Source organism: Phycicoccus elongatus Lp2 (assembly GCF_000367525.1).
Classification (GTDB): domain Bacteria; phylum Actinomycetota; class Actinomycetes; order Actinomycetales; family Dermatophilaceae; genus Phycicoccus_A; species Phycicoccus_A elongatus.
Map to the genome: position 1 here is coordinate 1,624,277 of NZ_HF570956.1, position 17,056 is coordinate 1,641,332.

The following is a 17,056-nucleotide window of genomic DNA, read 5'->3' on the forward strand; positions in this document are numbered from 1 at the left end:
CTGGTCCCAGCCTGTCCCCGAGAACCGAGGAAATCAACCGGTGCCGGCTGGGAGTTGGCTGAGACCACCGGGACGCTCTGACAGAATTTCGGCCATGACCATCCGCCCCGTCGTCATCACCGGCGAACCCGTCCTGCACCGCCGCGCCGAACCCGTCACCGTCATCGACGACGAGATCCGCACGCTGGTCGCGGACATGTTCGAGACGATGGACGCGGCCCGCGGAGTCGGACTGGCTGCCCCCCAGGTCGGGGTGGGCCTGCGCATCTTCACCTGGCAGATGCGCAATGCCGACGGCATCCCCGAGCGTGGGGTCGTCATCAATCCGCACGTGGTCTCGAGCAAGCCGGCACCAGGGGACCCGGACAAGGACGAGGAGTCCGAGGGCTGCCTGTCCGTGCCGGGCGAGTCCTTCCCGCTCAAGCGCGGGGAACGGGCGACTCTCACCGGCCAGGATCTCGACGGCAACGACCTGCACTACGACGCCACCGGCTGGTTCGCGCGGATGTTCCAGCACGAGTTCGACCACCTCAATGGCTTCCTCTATGTCGACCGCCTCGATGGCAAGTGGGCCCGCCGCGCAAAGAAGGCTGTCCGCAGCAACGGCTGGGGCACGCCGGGACAGACGTGGATGCCGGGTGTCGACCGGGACCCCTTCGGCCACGACGACGACAGCCCGGACGACGAGCTTGCCGACTGACGCCCGACCAGTCCTGGCCGTCGTCGGCGCCACCGGGACCGGCAAGTCCGAGCTCGGGGTGCGGCTCGCCGAAGCGTTGGGCGGTGAGGTCGTCAACGCCGACGCGATGCAGCTCTACCGCGGGATGGACATCGGGACGGCCAAGCTCACGCAAACCGAGCGCCGCGGCATACCTCATCATCAGTTGGACGTCCTCGACGTGACCGAGGAGGCGAGCGTCGCGGCCTACCAGAGCGCGGCGCGCGCCGACCTCGCCGCGGTCCGCGGTCGAGGTCGCGTGCCGATCCTCGTCGGCGGCTCCGGGCTCTACGTCAGGGCCGCGCTCGACCACCTCATCATCCCGCCGACCGACGCCGTCGTTCGGGAGCGCTGGGAGGCCGAGGCCACTGACCGCGGCACGCCGGCCGTGTATGCCGTGTTGCGGGCCCGCGACCCGCAGGCGGCGGCTGCGATCGAGCCCGGCAACACGCGCCGCATCGTCCGGGCGCTCGAGGTCATCGAACTCACCGGGCAACCCTTCTCGGCGACCATGCCGCGACGCGAATTCGTCACTCCCACACTGCTGGTCGGCCTGCGTGCAGAGCGAGCGGTCCTCGACGAGCGACTTGGCGAGCGGGTGCACCGGATGTGGGCACACGGACTGGTCGAGGAAGTGGCCGCCCTTGCCGAACGGGGACTGCGCGAGGGTCGAACGGCGCGCACGGCGATCGGCTATGCCCAGGCGCTCGCGCAGGTCGACGGTGCACTCACTGCCGAGCAGGCCCGTGAGGAGACCACGACGGCGACCCGACGCTTCGTCCGTCGGCAGGAGTCGTGGTTCCGACCCGACGACCGAATCCTCTGGTTCGACACGACCGATCCTGACGTCGGCTTGATGGCCGCGACGACCGGGGTGATCTCGCAATGGACGGCCATGACGGACAATGGGTGACATGACGCGCGAGATCGCCTTCACCAAGGGGCACGGGACCGAGAACGACTTCGTCCTCGTGCCCGACCTCGACGGCGCCCGCGAACTCACGCCGGAAACGGTTGCTGCACTTGCTGATCGACGCGTGGGCATTGGTGGCGACGGGGTCATCCGAATTGTCCCGGCTGCGTCGGCGATCGAGGCCGAGGTGCGCGACCAGGCTCGCTCGGCTCGGTGGTTCATGGACTACCGCAATGCTGACGGCTCCTTCGCCGAGATGTGCGGAAACGGCACCCGCGTCTTCGCCGCCTATCTGCGTCGCGAAGGCCTGGAGACGGCGGACGAGTTCGCCATCGCGACCCGCGCCGGGGTCAAGACCGTGCGTGTCGAGGGCGAGGAATTCGCCGTCGATCTCGGACCCTGGCGCCTCACCGACCCGATGGCGGCTGAGCGGGATGGCTTCGACGCGCTCGTCCACGTCGACGACGGCGACCCCTTCTCTGCCCTCTCCGTGGACCTGGGCAACCCCCACACCGTCCTGGCGCTCCCCGAGACCGTCGACCTGGCGGCCATCGATCTGACCCGAGCGCCCGTGGTGCGCCCCACCCCGGCACGGGGGACCAACGTGGAGTTGGTCCGCCCGCTCGGCCCGGACCACATCGCCATGCGGGTCCACGAGCGCGGCGTGGGGGAGACCCGGTCCTGCGGCACCGGTGCGGCCGCGGCCGCCATCGCGACGAGCTTCTGGGCCGGCCAGCACCTGGCCACCCCCACCTGGACCGTCGACGTCCCCGGTGGGCGGCTGCGGGTGCGGCTCCTGCCCGGCCAGCACGTCGAGCTGGCCGGTCCCGCTGCGCTGGTCGCGGACGGAACCGTCACCCTCCCCTGAGCGAAACATCGTGCCGGCGAGGAGTTCACCATTGCGTGCAACGGCCGACGCGGACTGGTCGGAGATGATCCGCGTGATGGAGGAGGGGCCGATCTGCGCTCCTCGACTCGCGTGTCCTGCTCGACGTCCTGGCCGACCATCCCCGACTGGGGCCCTCGAGGACCGCGTGATCCTCGCCTCGGACATGCCCTTTGTCAGGGACGCCCGGCTTTGATTTCGAGCACCCGGAAGCCCTTGTGGCTGCCCAGGCGAGCACACGGCATACCGAGGTCGGCCTCGATCCACCGGGCGAGGGAGTCCGATCCGAGATTGCGTTGCACCACGAGGTATGCCGTGCCGCCCGGTCCCAGCCTCGGCAACCAGGTCCGCAGCAGGTCGTGCAAGGCGGCCTTGCCGATCCGGATCGGGGGATTGGACCAGATCAGGTCGAAGCGCAGGTCCGGGTCCACTTCCGCGGGGAGTGATGCCCGAATCCGGGTGCAACCCAAGCGTTCTGCATTGCGCCGCGTGAGGTCGAGCGATCGTTCGTTGACGTCGATGGCATGGACACGGGCTGCCGGAGAGAGCATGGCCATCGAGATGGCGATCGGGCCCCAGCCGCAGCCGATGTCGAGGAAGTCGCCACCAGGTGGCGGGTTGGGAACTTCGCCGAGCAGCACGGCCGTGCCCTTGTCCAGGCCACCGGGGGAAAAGATGCCGGGCGCGGTCTCGACGACGACCCGTCGCCCCATGAGTTCGACCGCGACCTCCTGGCGCTGGTCCGCGGTTGCCGGTCGGGCGCTGAAGTAGTGGTCCTGCCCGGTCACCGGAGAACGGTAGCGCGGTCACGGCGTCTCCACGCAGTTGTGAACCGGCAGAAGGCGGCGCTGGGACGGCAGGGGTCGGCGACGCGCTATGGCGCCGGTGCGCGGCTGCTCCTGAAAACGCGGTCCAGAAACGGGTTGGAACTGCCCTGTGCCGAAATGAGAGGCTGGTGGGCACGATGACTGAACGCAACAGCTCCACGGGCAGCCTCTTCACGCAGCGCGCCGAGGCCCTGACCGACGATCGCTTCGATGAGGCCCGCTTCCTGACCGACGAGGAAACCGCCGACTCCCGGGACGACGGCGACCAACTCGACCGTGAGGAACGCGCCGCGCTGCGACGCGTCCGCGGCCTGTCGACCGAACTCGAGGACATCACCGAGGTCGAGTATCGCCAGTTGCGGCTCGAACGGGTCGTCCTTGCCTCCGTGTGGTCCGAGGGCACCCTCGAGGACGCGGAGAACTCCATGCGCGAGCTGGCCGCCTTGGCCGAGACAGCCGGCTCCGAGGTCCTCGACGGCCTGATCCAGCGGCGCAGCCACCCGGACAACGCAACCTACCTGGGCAAGGGCAAGGCCCAGGAACTGCGCGACATCGTCATCGCCGAGGGTGCCGACACCGTCATCTGTGACACCGAGCTCGCCCCGAGCCAGCGCCGCGCCCTCGAGGACGTCGTCAAGGTCAAGGTCATCGACCGCACCGCACTGATCCTCGACATCTTTGCCCAGCACGCCAAGTCCAAGGAGGGCAAGGCGCAGGTCGAGCTGGCCCAGATGCAGTACCTCCTGCCGCGCCTTCGTGGTTGGGGTGAGTCGATGTCCCGGCAGGCCGGTGGCCAGGTCGGTGGCGCCGGCCAGGGCATGGGGTCGCGAGGCCCCGGTGAGACCAAGATCGAGCTCGACCGGCGTCGGATCAACACCCGGATGGCCAAGCTGCGTCGGGAGATCAAGGAGATGAAGACCGTCCGCGACACCAAGCGCGGATCGCGTCAGGCCCGCGAGATCCCGAGCGTCGCGATCGCTGGCTACACCAACGCTGGCAAGTCCTCGCTGCTCAACCGACTCACCGGCGCGGGCGTGCTCGTCCAGAACCAGCTCTTCGCCACCCTCGACCCGACGGTCCGCCGCGCCGAGACCCCCGACGGCCGCGAGTACACCCTCGCCGACACCGTCGGCTTCGTCCGTCAGTTGCCTACCCAGCTCGTCGAGGCCTTCCGGTCCACCCTGGAGGAGGTGGGCGATGCCGACCTGCTGCTCCACGTCGTCGACGGCTCGCACCCCGACCCCGAGGGCCAGATCTCGGCGGTCCGCTCCGTCCTCGCCGACGTCGACGCGGCCGACGTCAAGGAGGTCATCGTCGTCAACAAGGCCGACATCGCCGACCCCGAGGTCATCGACCGGATCCTGCGCCACGAGAAGCACGCCATCGCCGTGTCCGCCCACACCGGCCAGGGCATGGAGGCGCTGCGGCAACTCATCGCCGACGAGATCCCCCGTCCCGACATCCTCGTCGACGTCCTCGTGCCCTACAGCCGGGGCGACCTCGTCAGCCGGGTCCACGACGAGGCCGACCTCCTGACCGAGGAACACGTCGCCGACGGGACCCGCATCACGGCCCGCGCCAAGGCCGACCTCGCAGCCGACCTCGAGCGGTATGCCGTCCGCTGACCTCCCAGCGGACGTCGCCATCCGCCCGACCGTCCAGGGGCGACGCAGGAGCGTCGACGCGACGTGCTGAGAGGTGGTTCCAGTCGAGCAACCAGGACACCGGCTACAGGCATGGCGATAGGTCAGGAGCGGCGTCGCTCCCTACGCAGGAGGGAGCGCAGAGTCTCGGCGTTCGCGTAGCCGACCCGTAGCGCGATCTCGGCGGAGGTGAGGTCCGTGGTTGCTGAGAGGTGCCGAGCTCGTTCCATGCGAAGCCGTTGGACGAAGCCGAGCGGAGTGAGGTTGAGCGCCGCACGGACTCGTCGTTCGAGGGTGCGCCGGCTGGTGCCGAGCGACTGCGCGACGAAGGCGACGTTGAACGGTTCGTCCAGGCGGGCGCGCACGAAGCGTTCGAACTCGACGACGATCGGGTCCTCGTGCCGGAGATGTTCGTAGGCGACGAAGGCCGCCTGCGACGGACGCTCGTCGATGATGAGGAGCTTGGCGACATGTTGGGCCAGATCGGGGCTGATCGATCGTACGAGTGAGAGCGCGAGGTCGATGTGGGCGAACGCGGCGCCGGCGGTGACGAGGTTCCCGTCGACCACGACCATGGTGTCGAGATCGAGGTCGACGGTCGGATAGCGCTTCAGGAACTCGGGCCCCAGGAACCAGCTGGTCGTCGCCCGCCGATGATGCATCCGTCCGGTCTCGGCGACAGCAAACACGCCGGTGCACGCCGCGGCGATCCGGGTGGTCGCGTCGTCGAGGCGCCCGAGCGAGGCGATGACCGAACGAGCATCTCGGCTCTGGAGGGCGTCGTTGGTAGCGGCGGCCGTGAGGGTTCCAAGCGCAGGGACGACGACCACGTCGAACTCTGCGGACTCCGACAGCGGGTGGTCCACCGACAGGGTCATCGATGCCGTCGTGGTCACTCTCCGTTTCGGTCCGAGGATGGCCAGTTCGATCGGGTCGATCCGCGGGTCGACATCGCCGCGGGCTCCGTCGGCCACCCGCACGATGTCGATGACCGACGCGGCAGCCGAACCGAAGCAGCCGTCGATCGCGATCAGTCCGATACGCATGGCGCGAACAATAGCAATACTGGCGTATACGCCACTTCTCACATGCCCTTGCTCGTCATACGCTGAACTCGCTTCACCAAGAAGCCTCGACACCCAGGAGAACCCCTCATGTCCACACCCGCATCACTTCCGTATGCCTTTGTCGCCAAGATCGTCGCGGCCGATGGACAGCACGACGCGCTCGCCGATCTGCTCGCCGGAGCTGTCGCGCTCGCCAACGAAGAAGTAGGAACGATCGTCTGGTTCGCGGTCAGGACCCACGCCGACACCTTCTGGATCTTCGATGCATTCCCCGACGAGGCCGCTCGCGACGCCCACGCCAACGGCGCCATCGTCGCAGCCCTGATGGCCAACCAGCACCTCCTCGGCGCAGTACCCGAGATCCTGGCGGCCGACGTCCTCGCGTCCAAGCTCCCGTAGTCCGCCAACGCGCGAGACGATCGCGCCCCGCCGAGCCGTCGCCAGGTCGCGACCCAACGCCACGCTGCGTTTCCGAGCGGTGCGAGGCCTATCGGCACACGGACAGGATGCCGACCGCGAGCGCTCAGCGGCGAGGGGTCCGTCGCAGACCGACGACGACCGACCAGTACCGACTGCCTCCGGGCGGCACCCCTGCCCAGGGTGCCGCCCGGAGAGTGGTTCACAGGCTGGTGTCGGGGCGCTGCTGGTGCTCCTTGACGCTGTCCGCCGATTCGGCGGCAGACGCCTTGACCGTCTCGGTCGCCTGCTGGCCCTCGGCCTTGACCGTCTCCACGGCGTCCTGGGCGGTGGCCTTGAGCGACTCGGCAGCCTGCTGCGCGGGCTCCTTGAGGTTCTCGGCCGCCTCCTGGGCGACGTCCTTGACCTCATCGACCATCGGCTGCGCCTTCTCCTTGGCCGCGGCCGCGAGCTCGCGCTCCTTGTCGCTGGCGGGCAGCAGCGAGCCGAGCAGCCAGCCCGCGCCGAGGGCGATCAGACCGGCGGCCATCGGGTTGCCGCGCGCCTTGCGGGCGGCCTGGTCCTTGACCTCACCGACCCGGTCGCCCACACCGCTCGCGGTGTCAGCGGCCGAGCCGGTGGCATCGTCCACGGTCCCCATGACCTTGTCCTTGAGGCCCACCGCCGCGCCCGCGACCTTGTCGACCTGGCGCTTGGCGATGTTGCCGGGCGTGACCGCCTCGCCGAGCGCGTTGACGTTCTGGCTCAGGTCGGACCGGGTGCGCTCGATCTCCGCGCGCAGCTGGTCCGGGTCGTTGCTGCTCATGACTGGTCCTCGTTTCCCTTGAGCGCATCGGGAACCTTCTTGGCGGTCTCCACGGTGCGCGGCATTCCCTTGACGTGCTTGAGCTGGTTGCGGCCGGTGGCCGCGAGGATGGCCGCGATGACGGCCCAGAGAACGGCGACGGCGACGGCCGCCCAGCCGCGGTTGTCCCACCACGACCCGAGCGCCCACCAGAGGGCGATCGAGAGGAAGAGCAGCGCGAACCAGCCGGCCAGACCGGCCCCGCCGAGCATCCCTGCTCCTCGCCCGGCCTGGCCGGCCGACTGCATGGCCTCGGCCTTGGCCAGGGCCACCTCCTGGCGCAGCAGCGTCGCGAGGTCGGCGGTGATGTCCGAGATCAGTTCACCGATCGAGGACACCTCGCCCTTGGCATAGGTCTGGTGGGCGCCGTGGAGCGGTTCGGGGTCGGGGATCGCGTCGGAGACCGAGTCATAGCGCCCGGTCACAGGGTTGACACCCTCGGTGCGGTCGGTGCCGCGGGGAGGAACGGTGCTCATGGCGCCCGCAGGTCGTCGGGGCCGTCGCCGTAGACCCCGTCACCGTGGACCCCGCCACCCTGGGCGGAGGTCTCGCGCGTCTCTTCCCCGTAGGTCGGGGAGGGCGAGGTGACGCCGGGAGCCATCGGCGTGATGGGCGTGGGCGACGCGGAGGTGTTTACGGGAGTCGTACGCGGCGTGCTCACGTCGGTGCTCAGCGGCCGACGGTCCGAGGACTGGCTGTCCTGGGCCTCGGCGGCCAGGCCGCGGGTCAGCCGCCCGCCGACGAGGCCGAGCACTGCTGCGCCGAGGAGGAAGGCGCCGGGGCGGCGACGCGCGAAGGAGCTCAGCTCGTCGATGACGTCCCCCGGCTCGCGGTTCTCCAGCCAGCCGGCGACCTGGTTGGCCTTCGTGGCCGCCTGCTGCACGAGGTCGGTCGCGACGCCAGAGCCCTGGTGGGAGGCCATCGAGTCGAGCTCACCGGCGAGGGACCGCAGTCCGCTGGCCGCGCGTCCCTGTTGGCTCGACGCCTGGTCGGCGAACTCGGACCGGGCCTGCGCGAAGAGGTCCTTGGCGTGGTCCTTGGCCTCACCGGCGACCTGCTTGGCCTGGTCCGTCGCCGTCGAGGCCACCTGCTGCGCATTGTCCTTGGCGTCGCTCGCGACCGAGGCCGCCTCGTTCTTGGCGACGTCCCGGGTCTGGGTGTCGTCGTCCCGGTCCCGGGTCTCGATCCACGGTGCAGGGGGTTGGGTCATGGCTCGTCCGTTCCTCAGCAGGATGCCGCGTCCTCGCCGGGGTGAGGGCGCGGCCTGGGGTTGTGCCCCATCGACGCTATGAGCGGCCCGGGGTGGGCGGTACACCCCTGCGGGTGAAGGGCGCTCAGAGTCGGCGCAGGGCGGTGCCGCGCAGGATGAGCTCGCCGACGGCATCACTGGCGTCGAGGTCGGCCTCGGCCTCGATGACCCAGTCATGGTCGCCCTCCGGGTCGGCGAGGGTCTGGCGCGCCCGCCAGGTGCGGGGAGCCTCCGGGTCCGGGGTGATCGCAAGCATGGCCGGCCCCTGCGCGTCGCCGGTCACCTGGATCTCGTCGTGCTCGCCCCAGTAAGCGCCCAACGCCTCGTCCCACGCGACCCGGTCCATGACGACCTCGCCGGGCGGGTCGGTGAGGGCGGCGCTCGCCTGCTCCGCGGCATACAGGCCGTCGACGTCGTCGCGGGCGGCCAGCTGGACCCGGCGCCACATCGCCTTGCGGACCATGGTCCGCAGTGCGGTCTCGTTGGCGGACAAGGGCCGGACCGGCGCGGCCGCGACACCGGTGTGGACGGTCGGGTTCTCGGGGTGGGTCATCGACTCCCACTCGTCGAGCAGGCTGGAGTCGGTCTGGCGGATCGTCTCGCCGAGCCAGTCGATGATCTCGTCCAGCTCGCGGGAGCGGTGCGCGGCGGTCACGGTCTGCCGCAGGGTGCGATAGGCGTCGGAGAGGTAGCGCAGGACCACCCCCTCGGAGCGGGCCAGGCCGTAGCGGCCGATGAGATCGGTGAAGGACAGCCCGGTCTCCCACATCTCCCGCAGCACCGACTTGGGTGACAGCGAGTCCTCCGGGAGCCACGGGTGAACGGTGCGGTATGCCGCGAAGGCTGGTTCCAGCAGGTCGGCCAGCGGCTTGGGCCAGGTGACCTCGTCGAGGAGTTCCATCCGCTCGTCGTACTCGATCCCGTCGGCCTTCATCTCCTGGACGGCCTCGCCGCGTGCCACCCATTGTTGCTGCAGGAGAACGGGTTTCGGATCGTCGAGGACCGCTTCGATCACCGAGACGACGTCGAGGGCGTGGGTGGGGGACTCGGGGGCGAGCAGGTCGAGGGCTTCGAGCGCAAAGTGCGCCAACGGCTGGTTGAGGGCGAAGTCGTCGGGCAGGTCGATGGCCAGCGCAATCGTCCGTCCGTCGGGCGCCGGCCCGGCCAGCCGGGTGATGACGCCGCTGTCGAGCAGCGATCGCAGGAGTCGTATGCCGCGGCGCGCGAGTGCGGCCTGGCGCACCGGGGTCTCGTGGTTGTCCCGCACCAGTCGCGAGAGTGCGGCGATCGGGTCGCCGGGGCGGGCGATGACATTGAGGATCATCGCGTTGTCGATCCGCATCCGGGACTGGAGGGCCTCGGGCTGGGCGGCGACGAGCTTGTCGAAGGTCGCCTCGGTCCACACGATCTGCCCGGCGGCCGGCTTGACCTTCTGGACCCGCTTGATCTTCACCGGGTCGTCACCGGCTTTGGCCAGGCGGCGGGCGTTCTCGACCAGGTGCTCGGGGGCCTGCACGACCACTTCACCGCTGGTGTCGTAGCCGGCCCGTCCGGCCCGCCCGGCGATCTGGTGGAACTCCCGGGCCTTGAGGATCCGCTCGCGGGTCCCGTCGAACTTGGCGAGTTGGGTGAAGAGCACGGTCCGGATCGGCACGTTTATGCCGACGCCGAGGGTGTCGGTGCCGGAGATGACCTTGAGCAGGCCGGCCTGCGCGAGTTGTTCCACGATGCGGCGATATCGGGGGAGCATCCCGGCGTGGTGAACGCCGATTCCCCTGCGCAGCAACCCTCCCAGCGTGCGACCGAAACCGGGGGCAAAGCGCACACCGGCCAGACGCTCGGCGACAGCGGCCTTCTCCTCCTTGCTGAGCAACTGCAGGGTGTGGAGGGAGCGGGCGTGCTCAGCGGCCGCGGCCTGACTGGGGTGGACAACGTAGACCGGTGCCCGGTGGGTCGAGACGATCTCGCCCAGGGTGTCGGCCAGTGGCTCCAGGCTCCACGCGTAGGTGAGGGGGATCGGTCGCTCGGCCGTCGTCACCTGTGCGACCTCGCGGCCGGTGCGCCTGGTGAGGTCGTCGGCGATGCGGCTCATGTCGCCCAGGGTCGCTGACATGAGCACGAACTGGGCTTGTGGCAGCTCGAGCAGCGGCACCTGCCAGGCCCAGCCCCGCTGCGGGTCCGCGTAGTAGTGGAACTCGTCCATGACGACGAGTCCGACGTCCGCGTCGATGCCTTCCCGCAGGGCGATGTTGGCCAGGACCTCCGCGGTGCAGCAGATGATCGGCGCGTTGCTGTTCACACTGGCATCCCCGGTGAGCAGGCCGACCTGGTCGGCGCCGAAGACCTCGCACAGCGCGAAGAACTTCTCGTTGACCAGGGCCTTGATCGGGGCCGTGTAGAAGGAGACCCGGTCGCCGGCGAGCGCCGCGAAGTGGGAGGCCGTCGCAACGAGTGATTTGCCGCTGCCGGTCGGCGTTGCCAGGACGACGTGCTGTCCCGAGAGGACCTCGATGATGGCCTCGTCCTGGTGCGGATACGGCGTGATCTCGAGGCCACCCACCCAGTCGGCGAACGCGGCATACAGGGTGTCGGCGTCCGTGGTGACCGATGCGAGGGCGACGTCCGTCAGCGGATGTCGGGTGTCGGTCACGGCTGTCATGATGCCCGGTATGCCGTCCGCCCCCGACATCGCCACCGCTCGCCTCGTGCTTCGGGCGCCGTCGGAAGCCGACCGAGACACCTGGATCGCGCTGCACCGGGACCCGCGCACCTATGCGCACGCGCCACACGCGATGGCGGCCAGCGACGAGGTGGCGAGTGTGCAGTTCGACAAGGTGCTGGCGCACTGGGATCGCGAGGGCTACGGCTATCACCTCGTGGAGGAGCAGGGGCAGGTTGTCGGATGCGGGGGGTTGAAACGCAACGACGACCAGGCCGAGCTCAATCTCTACTATCGGCTGGTCTTCGGGGCCGTCGGGCAGGGTCTGGCCCGCGAGGCCGCGCGGGCCTGGGTGGCGTGGGGCCTGGAGTGGCTGCCGACGCTCCCGATCGTCGCGGCGGCTGCCGAGCACAACGCGGCGTCGGTCGCGACGGCCCGCACCTGCGGGCTGGTGCCGACGTCTCGCCGTCTCCTGCCCGGCGATCCGCCGGAGTTCGGGGCGGCCGTCATCCTGACCGCGCCGCGGGTCGAGGTCGTGCGCACCGAGGGATTCGACCCGGTCACGCTCGCCCAGGTGCTCGACCTGTGGGTCGCGACCACGGCCGCCGGGGGAGCGGTGGGCTTCCTGCCGGGCGACTCTCGCGAGCGGCATGCCGAGGCCCTGGCGCACCACGAGGCAGACATGGTGGCCGGCGACGTCACGGCCGTGCTGTTGCGGGCGCCCGACACCGACCGAGTCGTGGCGATCGGCTTCTGGCAGCGGCCGTCGAACCCGCTGCTCCACCACCGGCGGATGGCCTATCGCGTCATGACGGACCCGGACCTGCGCGGGCGCAACCTGGGCCGGTTGCTCATGGCCGCCATGCACCGAGTGGCTCGTGAGGATGGCGTCGAGATCGGCGAACTCGGCGTACGCGGTGGGCTGCAGACCGAGACGTTCTACGCCGGGCTGGGCTGGGTCGAGTGCGGGCGGCTGGTCGGCGGCATCCGGGTGGGGCCGGGGGATGACCGTGACGACATCTGGATGATGCGCCGGTTCTGACGCCCAGGGCTGGTCAGTGCACCTCGCGCACTCCCGGCGGGGTCACCCAGTGGATGATCCGGTCGGTCACCGGCCCGATCGCCAGGATGACGATGACGGTCCCGATCCCCAGCGTCGCCCCCAGCGCCCATCCGGCGAGCGTGGTCACGAGTTGGAAGATCGAGTAACTCCACTTGAAGGGAAGCGGCGGATCGAAGGCCAGGGCTGCACCCTCCGCGGGACCGGCGCCGAGGTCGACCGCGAGATACGACGCCACGCCCAGACAGAGCACGAAGAAGCCGAGGACGAACTGCGCGCTGCGCCAACCGATCGAGTCCGGCGCGGGGAGGTGGTCGATGATCGCCGACACGGTGACGCCCACGACCACGGGCTGGACGAGGGTGCCGAGGCCGGGCCGGTGGCGGCGCAGCATCGCGAGGAGGACCAGGACGATGCCGCAGGTCGTGTTGACGATCCAGAAGGCGACCCCGCTGGTCGCGACGATGCCACTGACGAGCATCGTGTAGCCGTCCGCGCCCAGTCGGGCCTGCAGGAGCAGGGCGATCCCGAGTCCGAGCACGATGCAGCCCAGGACGAGTTGCGCGGGGCGGCGCACGGTGACCGGCACCCGGACAGCAAACCAGATCACTAGATTGAAGTAGTGGACCCCCGACCTCCGACCGATGAGCACGAGCGCCTCGGTGAGGCGCCGAGTGACGACGACGCGTGGCGGCTGTGGGGCCCCTATGTGTCGGCTCGACAGTGGGGCACCGTGCGTGAGGACTACTCCGCGGACGGCGATGCATGGGCCTTCTTCCCCTTCGAGCACAGCCATGCGCGCGCCTATCGCTGGGGCGAGGACGGCATCGCGGGGCTGTGCGACCGCTATGGGTTCCTCAATCTCGCGGTCGCCGCATGGAACGGGCAGGACGACCGGCTCAAGGAACGCCTCTTCGGCCTGACCAATGGCGAGGGCAACCACGGCGAGGACGCCAAGGAGTACTGGTGGGCCCTTGATGCCACACCGACCCACAGTTGGGCGCGGCACCTCTACCGCTACCCCCAGGCGGCCTTTCCCTACGACGAACTGCGCCACCGCAATGCCTGCGCGGGGTTGGAGGGCGCGGAGGTCCGGCTCGCTGACACCGGAGTGCTCGACGGTGACCGCTTCTTCGACATCGTCACCACCCACGCCAAGGCCGCGACGGACGACATCTGCCTGCTCATCGAGGCGACCAACCACGGTCCCGATCCGGCGCCCTTGCACCTCGTCCCGCAGATCTGGTTCCGCAACACGTGGTCGTGGGGGCGCGACCCGCGACGTCCGAGCCTGCGCGCGCTGGCTCCGAAGCAGACGGTGGCCGCGGACACGACGGTCGTCGAGGCCAGGCATGCCTGGCTCGGCACCTATGTGCTGGTTGCTGAGGGAGCACCGCGAATCCTGGCCTGCGACAACGAAACCCACACCGAAGCAGTCTTCGGGCCGGACGCGGGACCCAGCACCACGGCATACCCCAAGGATGGGGTGACCCGAGCGCTGGTGAACGGCGACGACTCCGGGATCAATCCGGCAGGCACCGGCACCAAGGTCGCGCTGGCCTACCACTTCCCGCACGTGGCGCCGGGGGAGACGGTGAGCGTGCGGCTCCGGCTGCGAGGTGACCACCAGATCGACCGGCCTTTCGGCGCCTCGTATGCCGCGGTGCTCGCCAATCGTGAGCGCGAGGCGGACGAGTTCTATGCGCACGTCATCCCGTCCGAGGTAGGTGAGGAGGACCGGCTCATCGCACGGCGTGCGTTCGCCGGGCTCAACTGGGGCAAGCAGCTCTACCGCTTCTCGGTGCGGGAGTGGCTCGACGGCGACCCTGCCGGCCCACCCCCTCCCGCCTCTCGACGGAGCCCGGGCGGACGGGACAACGGGTGGGGTCATCTGGCGCTCGCTGACGTCATCTCGATGCCGGACGAGTGGGAGTACCCGTGGTTCGCGACGTGGGACCTGGCCTTCCACTGCGTCGCGATCGCACACATGGACCCGGGGTTCGCGAAGAACCAACTGTTGCTCCTCGTGCGGGAGTGGGCGCAGCACCCCAACGGCCAACTACCTGCCTACGAATGGGATTTCGGGGACGTCAACCCACCAGTGCATGCGTGGGCGGCGTGGCTGGTCTACCGCCTCGACGGGGCACGAGATCACGCCTTTCTCGTGCGGGTATTCACCAAGCTGCTCATGAACTTCTCGTGGTGGCTCAACCGCAAGGACAGTGACGGGTCGAACCTCTTCGAGGGTGGCTTCCTCGGGATGGACAACATCTCGCTCTTCGACCGCTCACGAGATGTCCCCAAGGGGTGGCGACTGGAGCAGTCGGATGCGACGAGCTGGATGGCCTTCTTCTGTCTGGCGATGTTGCGGATCGCGCTCGAGCTCTCCCGCACGGACAAGTCCTTCGACGGGCTGGCGTCGACCTTTCTGGAGAACTTCTTCTCCATCGCCGAGGCGATGGAGACCTTCGGCACCGACGACGTGTCGCTCTGGGACGAGGAGGACGGCTTCTACTACGACACCTTGGTCGATCCCGAGGGCAATTCCCAGCCGGTGCGCATCCGGTCCCTGGTGGGGCTCCTCCCCCTGATCGCGATCACGAACGTCCCGACCTGGGTTTTCGAGGAGTTGCCGGACTTCGTGGGCCGACTGCGTTGGCTGCAGCGACGTCGGCCGGACCTGGCCGACTCGCTCGTGTCGGCACGCGCGGGAGGGACGATCACGACGACGCTGTCCCCGTTGCCGTCGCCGCGACTGCAGGCGGTGCTGCGGCGAATGCTCGATGAGGGTGAGTTCCTCGGGGCACATGGGGTGCGCTCGCTGTCCGCGGCCTACCGCGACGGGGTGACCATGGAGGTCGCCGGCACGCAGATGTCGATGCGCTACGACCCGGGCGAGGGAAGCACGCGCGCCTTCGGGGGCAACTCGAACTGGCGCGGACCCATCTGGTTCCCCATCAACTCCCTGCTCGTGGACGCCCTGCGTAGTCACGCGGCCGGAGCGCACGAGGATCACGTCGTAGAGTTCCCCACCGGCAGCGGGCGCATGGTGGGGCTGGACGTCGTGGCCGACGACCTGGACGAGCGACTGATCGGCCTCTTCCGGGTCGGGCCGGGCGGACGGGCGCCCGCGACACCGCGCGATCACCCGAGCGGACCGCTCTGGGACGTGCACCCCACCTTCAGTGAGTACTTCGACGGTGACACGGGCCGGGGGTGCGGCGCGACCCACCAGACCGGGTGGACCGCGATGGTGGCTCACCTCATCTGCGTGCGAGATGCCCGGGACGCTCGAAGAACAGCACGGCCAGCAGGCCGATGACGAGGACTGCAGGCGGCAGGTAGAGCGATTCCGCCATAACGATGCTGAGTTTCTCGGCCACCGCTGCGGGCAACTGGTGCCCGCTGCCGGACTGCATGGAGCCAGACATGGCGCCCAGGCCTTGGGCGGCCAGTCGTGAGTCCATGAGGACGGCGATGGCGGCCGAGCCGAGCACTGCGCCGACCTGGCGGGTGGTGTTGTAGACCCCGGAACCGGCGCCCGCGTGTCGTGGTGGCAGATTGCGGGTCGCGGAGGCGCTGTTCGGGCCCCAGACGAAGCTGTTGCCGATGCCGAGCAGCAGCATGGGGGCGACCGTCGACCACAGGGCGGTCGTCGGCGAGATTATCCGGGCCGTCCACACGAGCGAGATGATCGTGCCGGTGAAGCCGAGGGCCGTCAGCAGCCGCGGGTGGACCCGATCGGTGAGCCGACCCGCGATCGGGGCGAGAAGCAGGCTCGCGAGCGCCATCGGCGCCATCAGCAGGGCAGCCCGGGTCGGGCTGAGGCCACGCACGACCTGCGCCCAGATCATGAGCGGGATCGCCATGGCCGTGATGGCGAAACCCATCGTCGAGATCGCCAGGTTGGCGACGGCGAAGTTGCGGTCGCGGAAGAGCCCGAGGGGCACCAGCGGCTCGCGCCGGTTTCGGGCCTGCCAGGCGATGAAGAGGGCGAGCACGAGAAGCCCGACCACGATCATCGACCAGATCACGGCATTCCAGTCGTGCTGGTGGCCCTCCTGGATGCCGAAGACGAGGAGGAACATTCCCACTGCGGACAGGGCGACGCCCAGCCAGTCGAAGGCGTGCGCGTGCGTGTCGACGCGGGGCACCAGCCGGGAGGCCAGGACGAAGGCGATGATCCCCACGGGGACATTGACGAAGAAGACCCATGGCCAGCCCGCAGCATCGACGAGGAAGCCGCCGAGGATCGGACCGACGAGGGTCGCCACCCCGGCCGTCGCGCCCCAGACGGCCATGGCCGCTCCGCGGCGCGCAGCGGGGAAGATGCGCGTGATGATGGCCATCGTCTGCGGAGACATCATCGAAGCGCCCAGACCCTGCACCACGCGGGCGATCACCAGGCCCTCGATCGTCCCGGTCAGACCGCACCACAGGGACGACAGGGTGAAGACGACGAGGCCGGCGAGATACATCCGCTTGGGCCCGACTCGATCGCCGAGCCGACCCGTGATGAGCATCGGCACGGCATACGCCAAGAGATAGGCGGAGGTGACCCACACGACGGTGTTCACGTCCGCTCCGAAGTCCTCGATGATCGCCGGTGTCGCAACCGACACGATCGTCGAGTCGACGAGGATCATGAAGAAGCCGAGGACGAGCGCGCTGAGTGCCAGCCAGGTCTCCCGCCGGATGTCATCGGGCGGAGCGGGGGCTGAGGCATGCGCGGGTGTGTGCGCCGGTGTCGTTGCGGGTGTGGTCACCGGACCA

The 17,056-nt window shown here is 69.5% G+C and carries 15 protein-coding genes; 7 read left to right on the top strand and 8 right to left on the bottom strand.

Translation table 11 applies throughout. The annotated features are described in order from the left end of the window. Positions 1–94 precede the first annotated feature (94 nt). Genes def through dapF form a run of 3 tightly spaced genes read left to right on the top strand, consistent with a single transcriptional unit; the run spans position 95 to position 2,499 of the window. On the top strand, positions 95–700 hold the full coding sequence (def, locus tag BN10_RS07660; RefSeq protein WP_010850652.1) for a peptide deformylase: 606 nt from the start codon (positions 95–97) through the stop codon (positions 698–700). Then, complete coding sequence (gene miaA, locus BN10_RS07665) at positions 690–1,631, top strand: tRNA (adenosine(37)-N6)-dimethylallyltransferase MiaA (protein WP_040752925.1); 942 nt, start codon at positions 690–692, stop codon at positions 1,629–1,631. Before def ends, miaA begins: the two co-directional genes overlap by 11 nt. Position 1,632: 1 nt before the next feature. Then, on the top strand, positions 1,633–2,499 hold the full coding sequence (gene dapF / locus BN10_RS07670) for a diaminopimelate epimerase (RefSeq protein WP_010850654.1): 867 nt from the start codon (positions 1,633–1,635) through the stop codon (positions 2,497–2,499). Between the two features lie 194 nt (positions 2,500–2,693). Here the strand turns inward: dapF and BN10_RS07675 are convergent, their stop codons facing one another. Next, entirely contained in the window at positions 2,694–3,305 is a 612-nt protein-coding gene (locus tag BN10_RS07675; protein WP_010850655.1) for a class I SAM-dependent methyltransferase, read from the bottom strand. A 176-nt stretch (positions 3,306–3,481) separates the two neighbouring features. Between BN10_RS07675 and hflX the strand changes: the two genes are divergently transcribed. Further along, on the top strand, positions 3,482–4,969 hold the full coding sequence (hflX, locus tag BN10_RS07680) for a GTPase HflX (protein WP_010850656.1): 1,488 nt from the start codon (positions 3,482–3,484) through the stop codon (positions 4,967–4,969). A gap of 122 nt (positions 4,970–5,091) precedes the next feature. On the opposite strand, the gene BN10_RS07685 is transcribed toward hflX, so the two are convergent. Next, positions 5,092–6,033, bottom strand: a complete 942-nt coding sequence (locus BN10_RS07685; RefSeq protein WP_010850657.1) for a GlxA family transcriptional regulator — start codon at positions 6,031–6,033, stop codon at positions 5,092–5,094. A 108-nt stretch (positions 6,034–6,141) separates the two neighbouring features. Here BN10_RS07685 and BN10_RS07690 point away from each other — a divergent pair, with 108 nt between their 5' ends. Continuing rightward, positions 6,142–6,453, top strand: a complete 312-nt coding sequence (locus BN10_RS07690; protein ID WP_010850658.1) for a putative quinol monooxygenase — start codon at positions 6,142–6,144, stop codon at positions 6,451–6,453. Between the two features lie 220 nt (positions 6,454–6,673). Here BN10_RS07690 and BN10_RS07695 read toward each other — a convergent pair whose 3' ends face one another. The 4 genes from BN10_RS07695 to BN10_RS07710 form a co-directional block, all read right to left on the bottom strand. After that, positions 6,674–7,276 carry a DUF3618 domain-containing protein gene (locus tag BN10_RS07695; RefSeq protein WP_010850659.1) on the bottom strand — a complete coding sequence of 201 codons (603 nt, stop codon included), beginning with the start codon at positions 7,274–7,276 and terminating at the stop codon, positions 6,674–6,676. Beyond that, positions 7,273–7,791 (bottom strand): phage holin family protein, encoded by a 519-nt coding sequence (locus tag BN10_RS07700; RefSeq protein WP_010850660.1) that lies wholly within the window; start codon positions 7,789–7,791, stop codon positions 7,273–7,275. Before BN10_RS07700 ends, BN10_RS07695 begins: the two co-directional genes overlap by 4 nt. Beyond that, entirely contained in the window at positions 7,788–8,525 is a 738-nt protein-coding gene (locus BN10_RS07705) for a hypothetical protein (RefSeq protein WP_010850661.1), read from the bottom strand. Before BN10_RS07705 ends, BN10_RS07700 begins: the two co-directional genes overlap by 4 nt. A gap of 124 nt (positions 8,526–8,649) precedes the next feature. After that, positions 8,650–11,223: a DEAD/DEAH box helicase gene (locus tag BN10_RS07710; protein ID WP_156917177.1), complete on the bottom strand. Its 2,574-nt coding sequence runs from the start codon at positions 11,221–11,223 to the stop codon at positions 8,650–8,652. A 10-nt stretch (positions 11,224–11,233) separates the two neighbouring features. Here BN10_RS07710 and BN10_RS15710 point away from each other — a divergent pair, with 10 nt between their 5' ends. Continuing rightward, positions 11,234–12,265, top strand: a complete 1,032-nt coding sequence (locus tag BN10_RS15710; RefSeq protein WP_010850663.1) for a GNAT family N-acetyltransferase — start codon at positions 11,234–11,236, stop codon at positions 12,263–12,265. Positions 12,266–12,278: 13 nt separating this feature from the next. Here BN10_RS15710 and BN10_RS07720 read toward each other — a convergent pair whose 3' ends face one another. Beyond that, a complete protein-coding gene (locus BN10_RS07720; protein WP_156917178.1) occupies positions 12,279–12,872 on the bottom strand; it encodes a YczE/YyaS/YitT family protein in 594 nt (197 codons plus the stop codon). A 33-nt stretch (positions 12,873–12,905) separates the two neighbouring features. Between BN10_RS07720 and BN10_RS07725 the strand changes: the two genes are divergently transcribed. Next, positions 12,906–15,605, top strand: coding sequence for an MGH1-like glycoside hydrolase domain-containing protein (locus BN10_RS07725; protein WP_010850665.1), 2,700 nt, complete (start codon positions 12,906–12,908; stop codon positions 15,603–15,605). Here the strand turns inward: BN10_RS07725 and BN10_RS07730 are convergent. After that, positions 15,547–17,049 carry a DHA2 family efflux MFS transporter permease subunit gene (locus BN10_RS07730; RefSeq protein ID WP_010850666.1) on the bottom strand — a complete coding sequence of 501 codons (1,503 nt, stop codon included), beginning with the start codon at positions 17,047–17,049 and terminating at the stop codon, positions 15,547–15,549. The two genes, BN10_RS07725 and BN10_RS07730, sit on opposite strands and share 59 nt — an antisense overlap. Positions 17,050–17,056 lie beyond the last annotated feature (7 nt).

Bases quoted from the DNA above. Each gene is read 5' to 3' on its own strand.
- def (WP_010850652.1), top strand. From the start codon at position 95: ATGACCATCCGCCCCGTCGTCATCACCGGCGAACCCGTCCTGCACCGC.
- dapF (WP_010850654.1), top strand. From the start codon at position 1,633: ATGACGCGCGAGATCGCCTTCACCAAGGGGCACGGGACCGAGAACGAC.
- hflX (WP_010850656.1), top strand. From the start codon at position 3,482: ATGACTGAACGCAACAGCTCCACGGGCAGCCTCTTCACGCAGCGCGCC.
- BN10_RS07685 (WP_010850657.1), bottom strand. From the start codon at position 6,033: ATGCGTATCGGACTGATCGCGATCGACGGCTGCTTCGGTTCGGCTGCC.
- BN10_RS07690 (WP_010850658.1), top strand. From the start codon at position 6,142: ATGTCCACACCCGCATCACTTCCGTATGCCTTTGTCGCCAAGATCGTC.
- BN10_RS07695 (WP_010850659.1), bottom strand. From the start codon at position 7,276: ATGAGCAGCAACGACCCGGACCAGCTGCGCGCGGAGATCGAGCGCACC.
- BN10_RS07700 (WP_010850660.1), bottom strand. From the start codon at position 7,791: ATGAGCACCGTTCCTCCCCGCGGCACCGACCGCACCGAGGGTGTCAAC.
- BN10_RS07705 (WP_010850661.1), bottom strand. From the start codon at position 8,525: ATGACCCAACCCCCTGCACCGTGGATCGAGACCCGGGACCGGGACGAC.
- BN10_RS07710 (WP_156917177.1), bottom strand. From the start codon at position 11,223: ATGACAGCCGTGACCGACACCCGACATCCGCTGACGGACGTCGCCCTC.
- BN10_RS15710 (WP_010850663.1), top strand. From the start codon at position 11,234: ATGCCGTCCGCCCCCGACATCGCCACCGCTCGCCTCGTGCTTCGGGCG.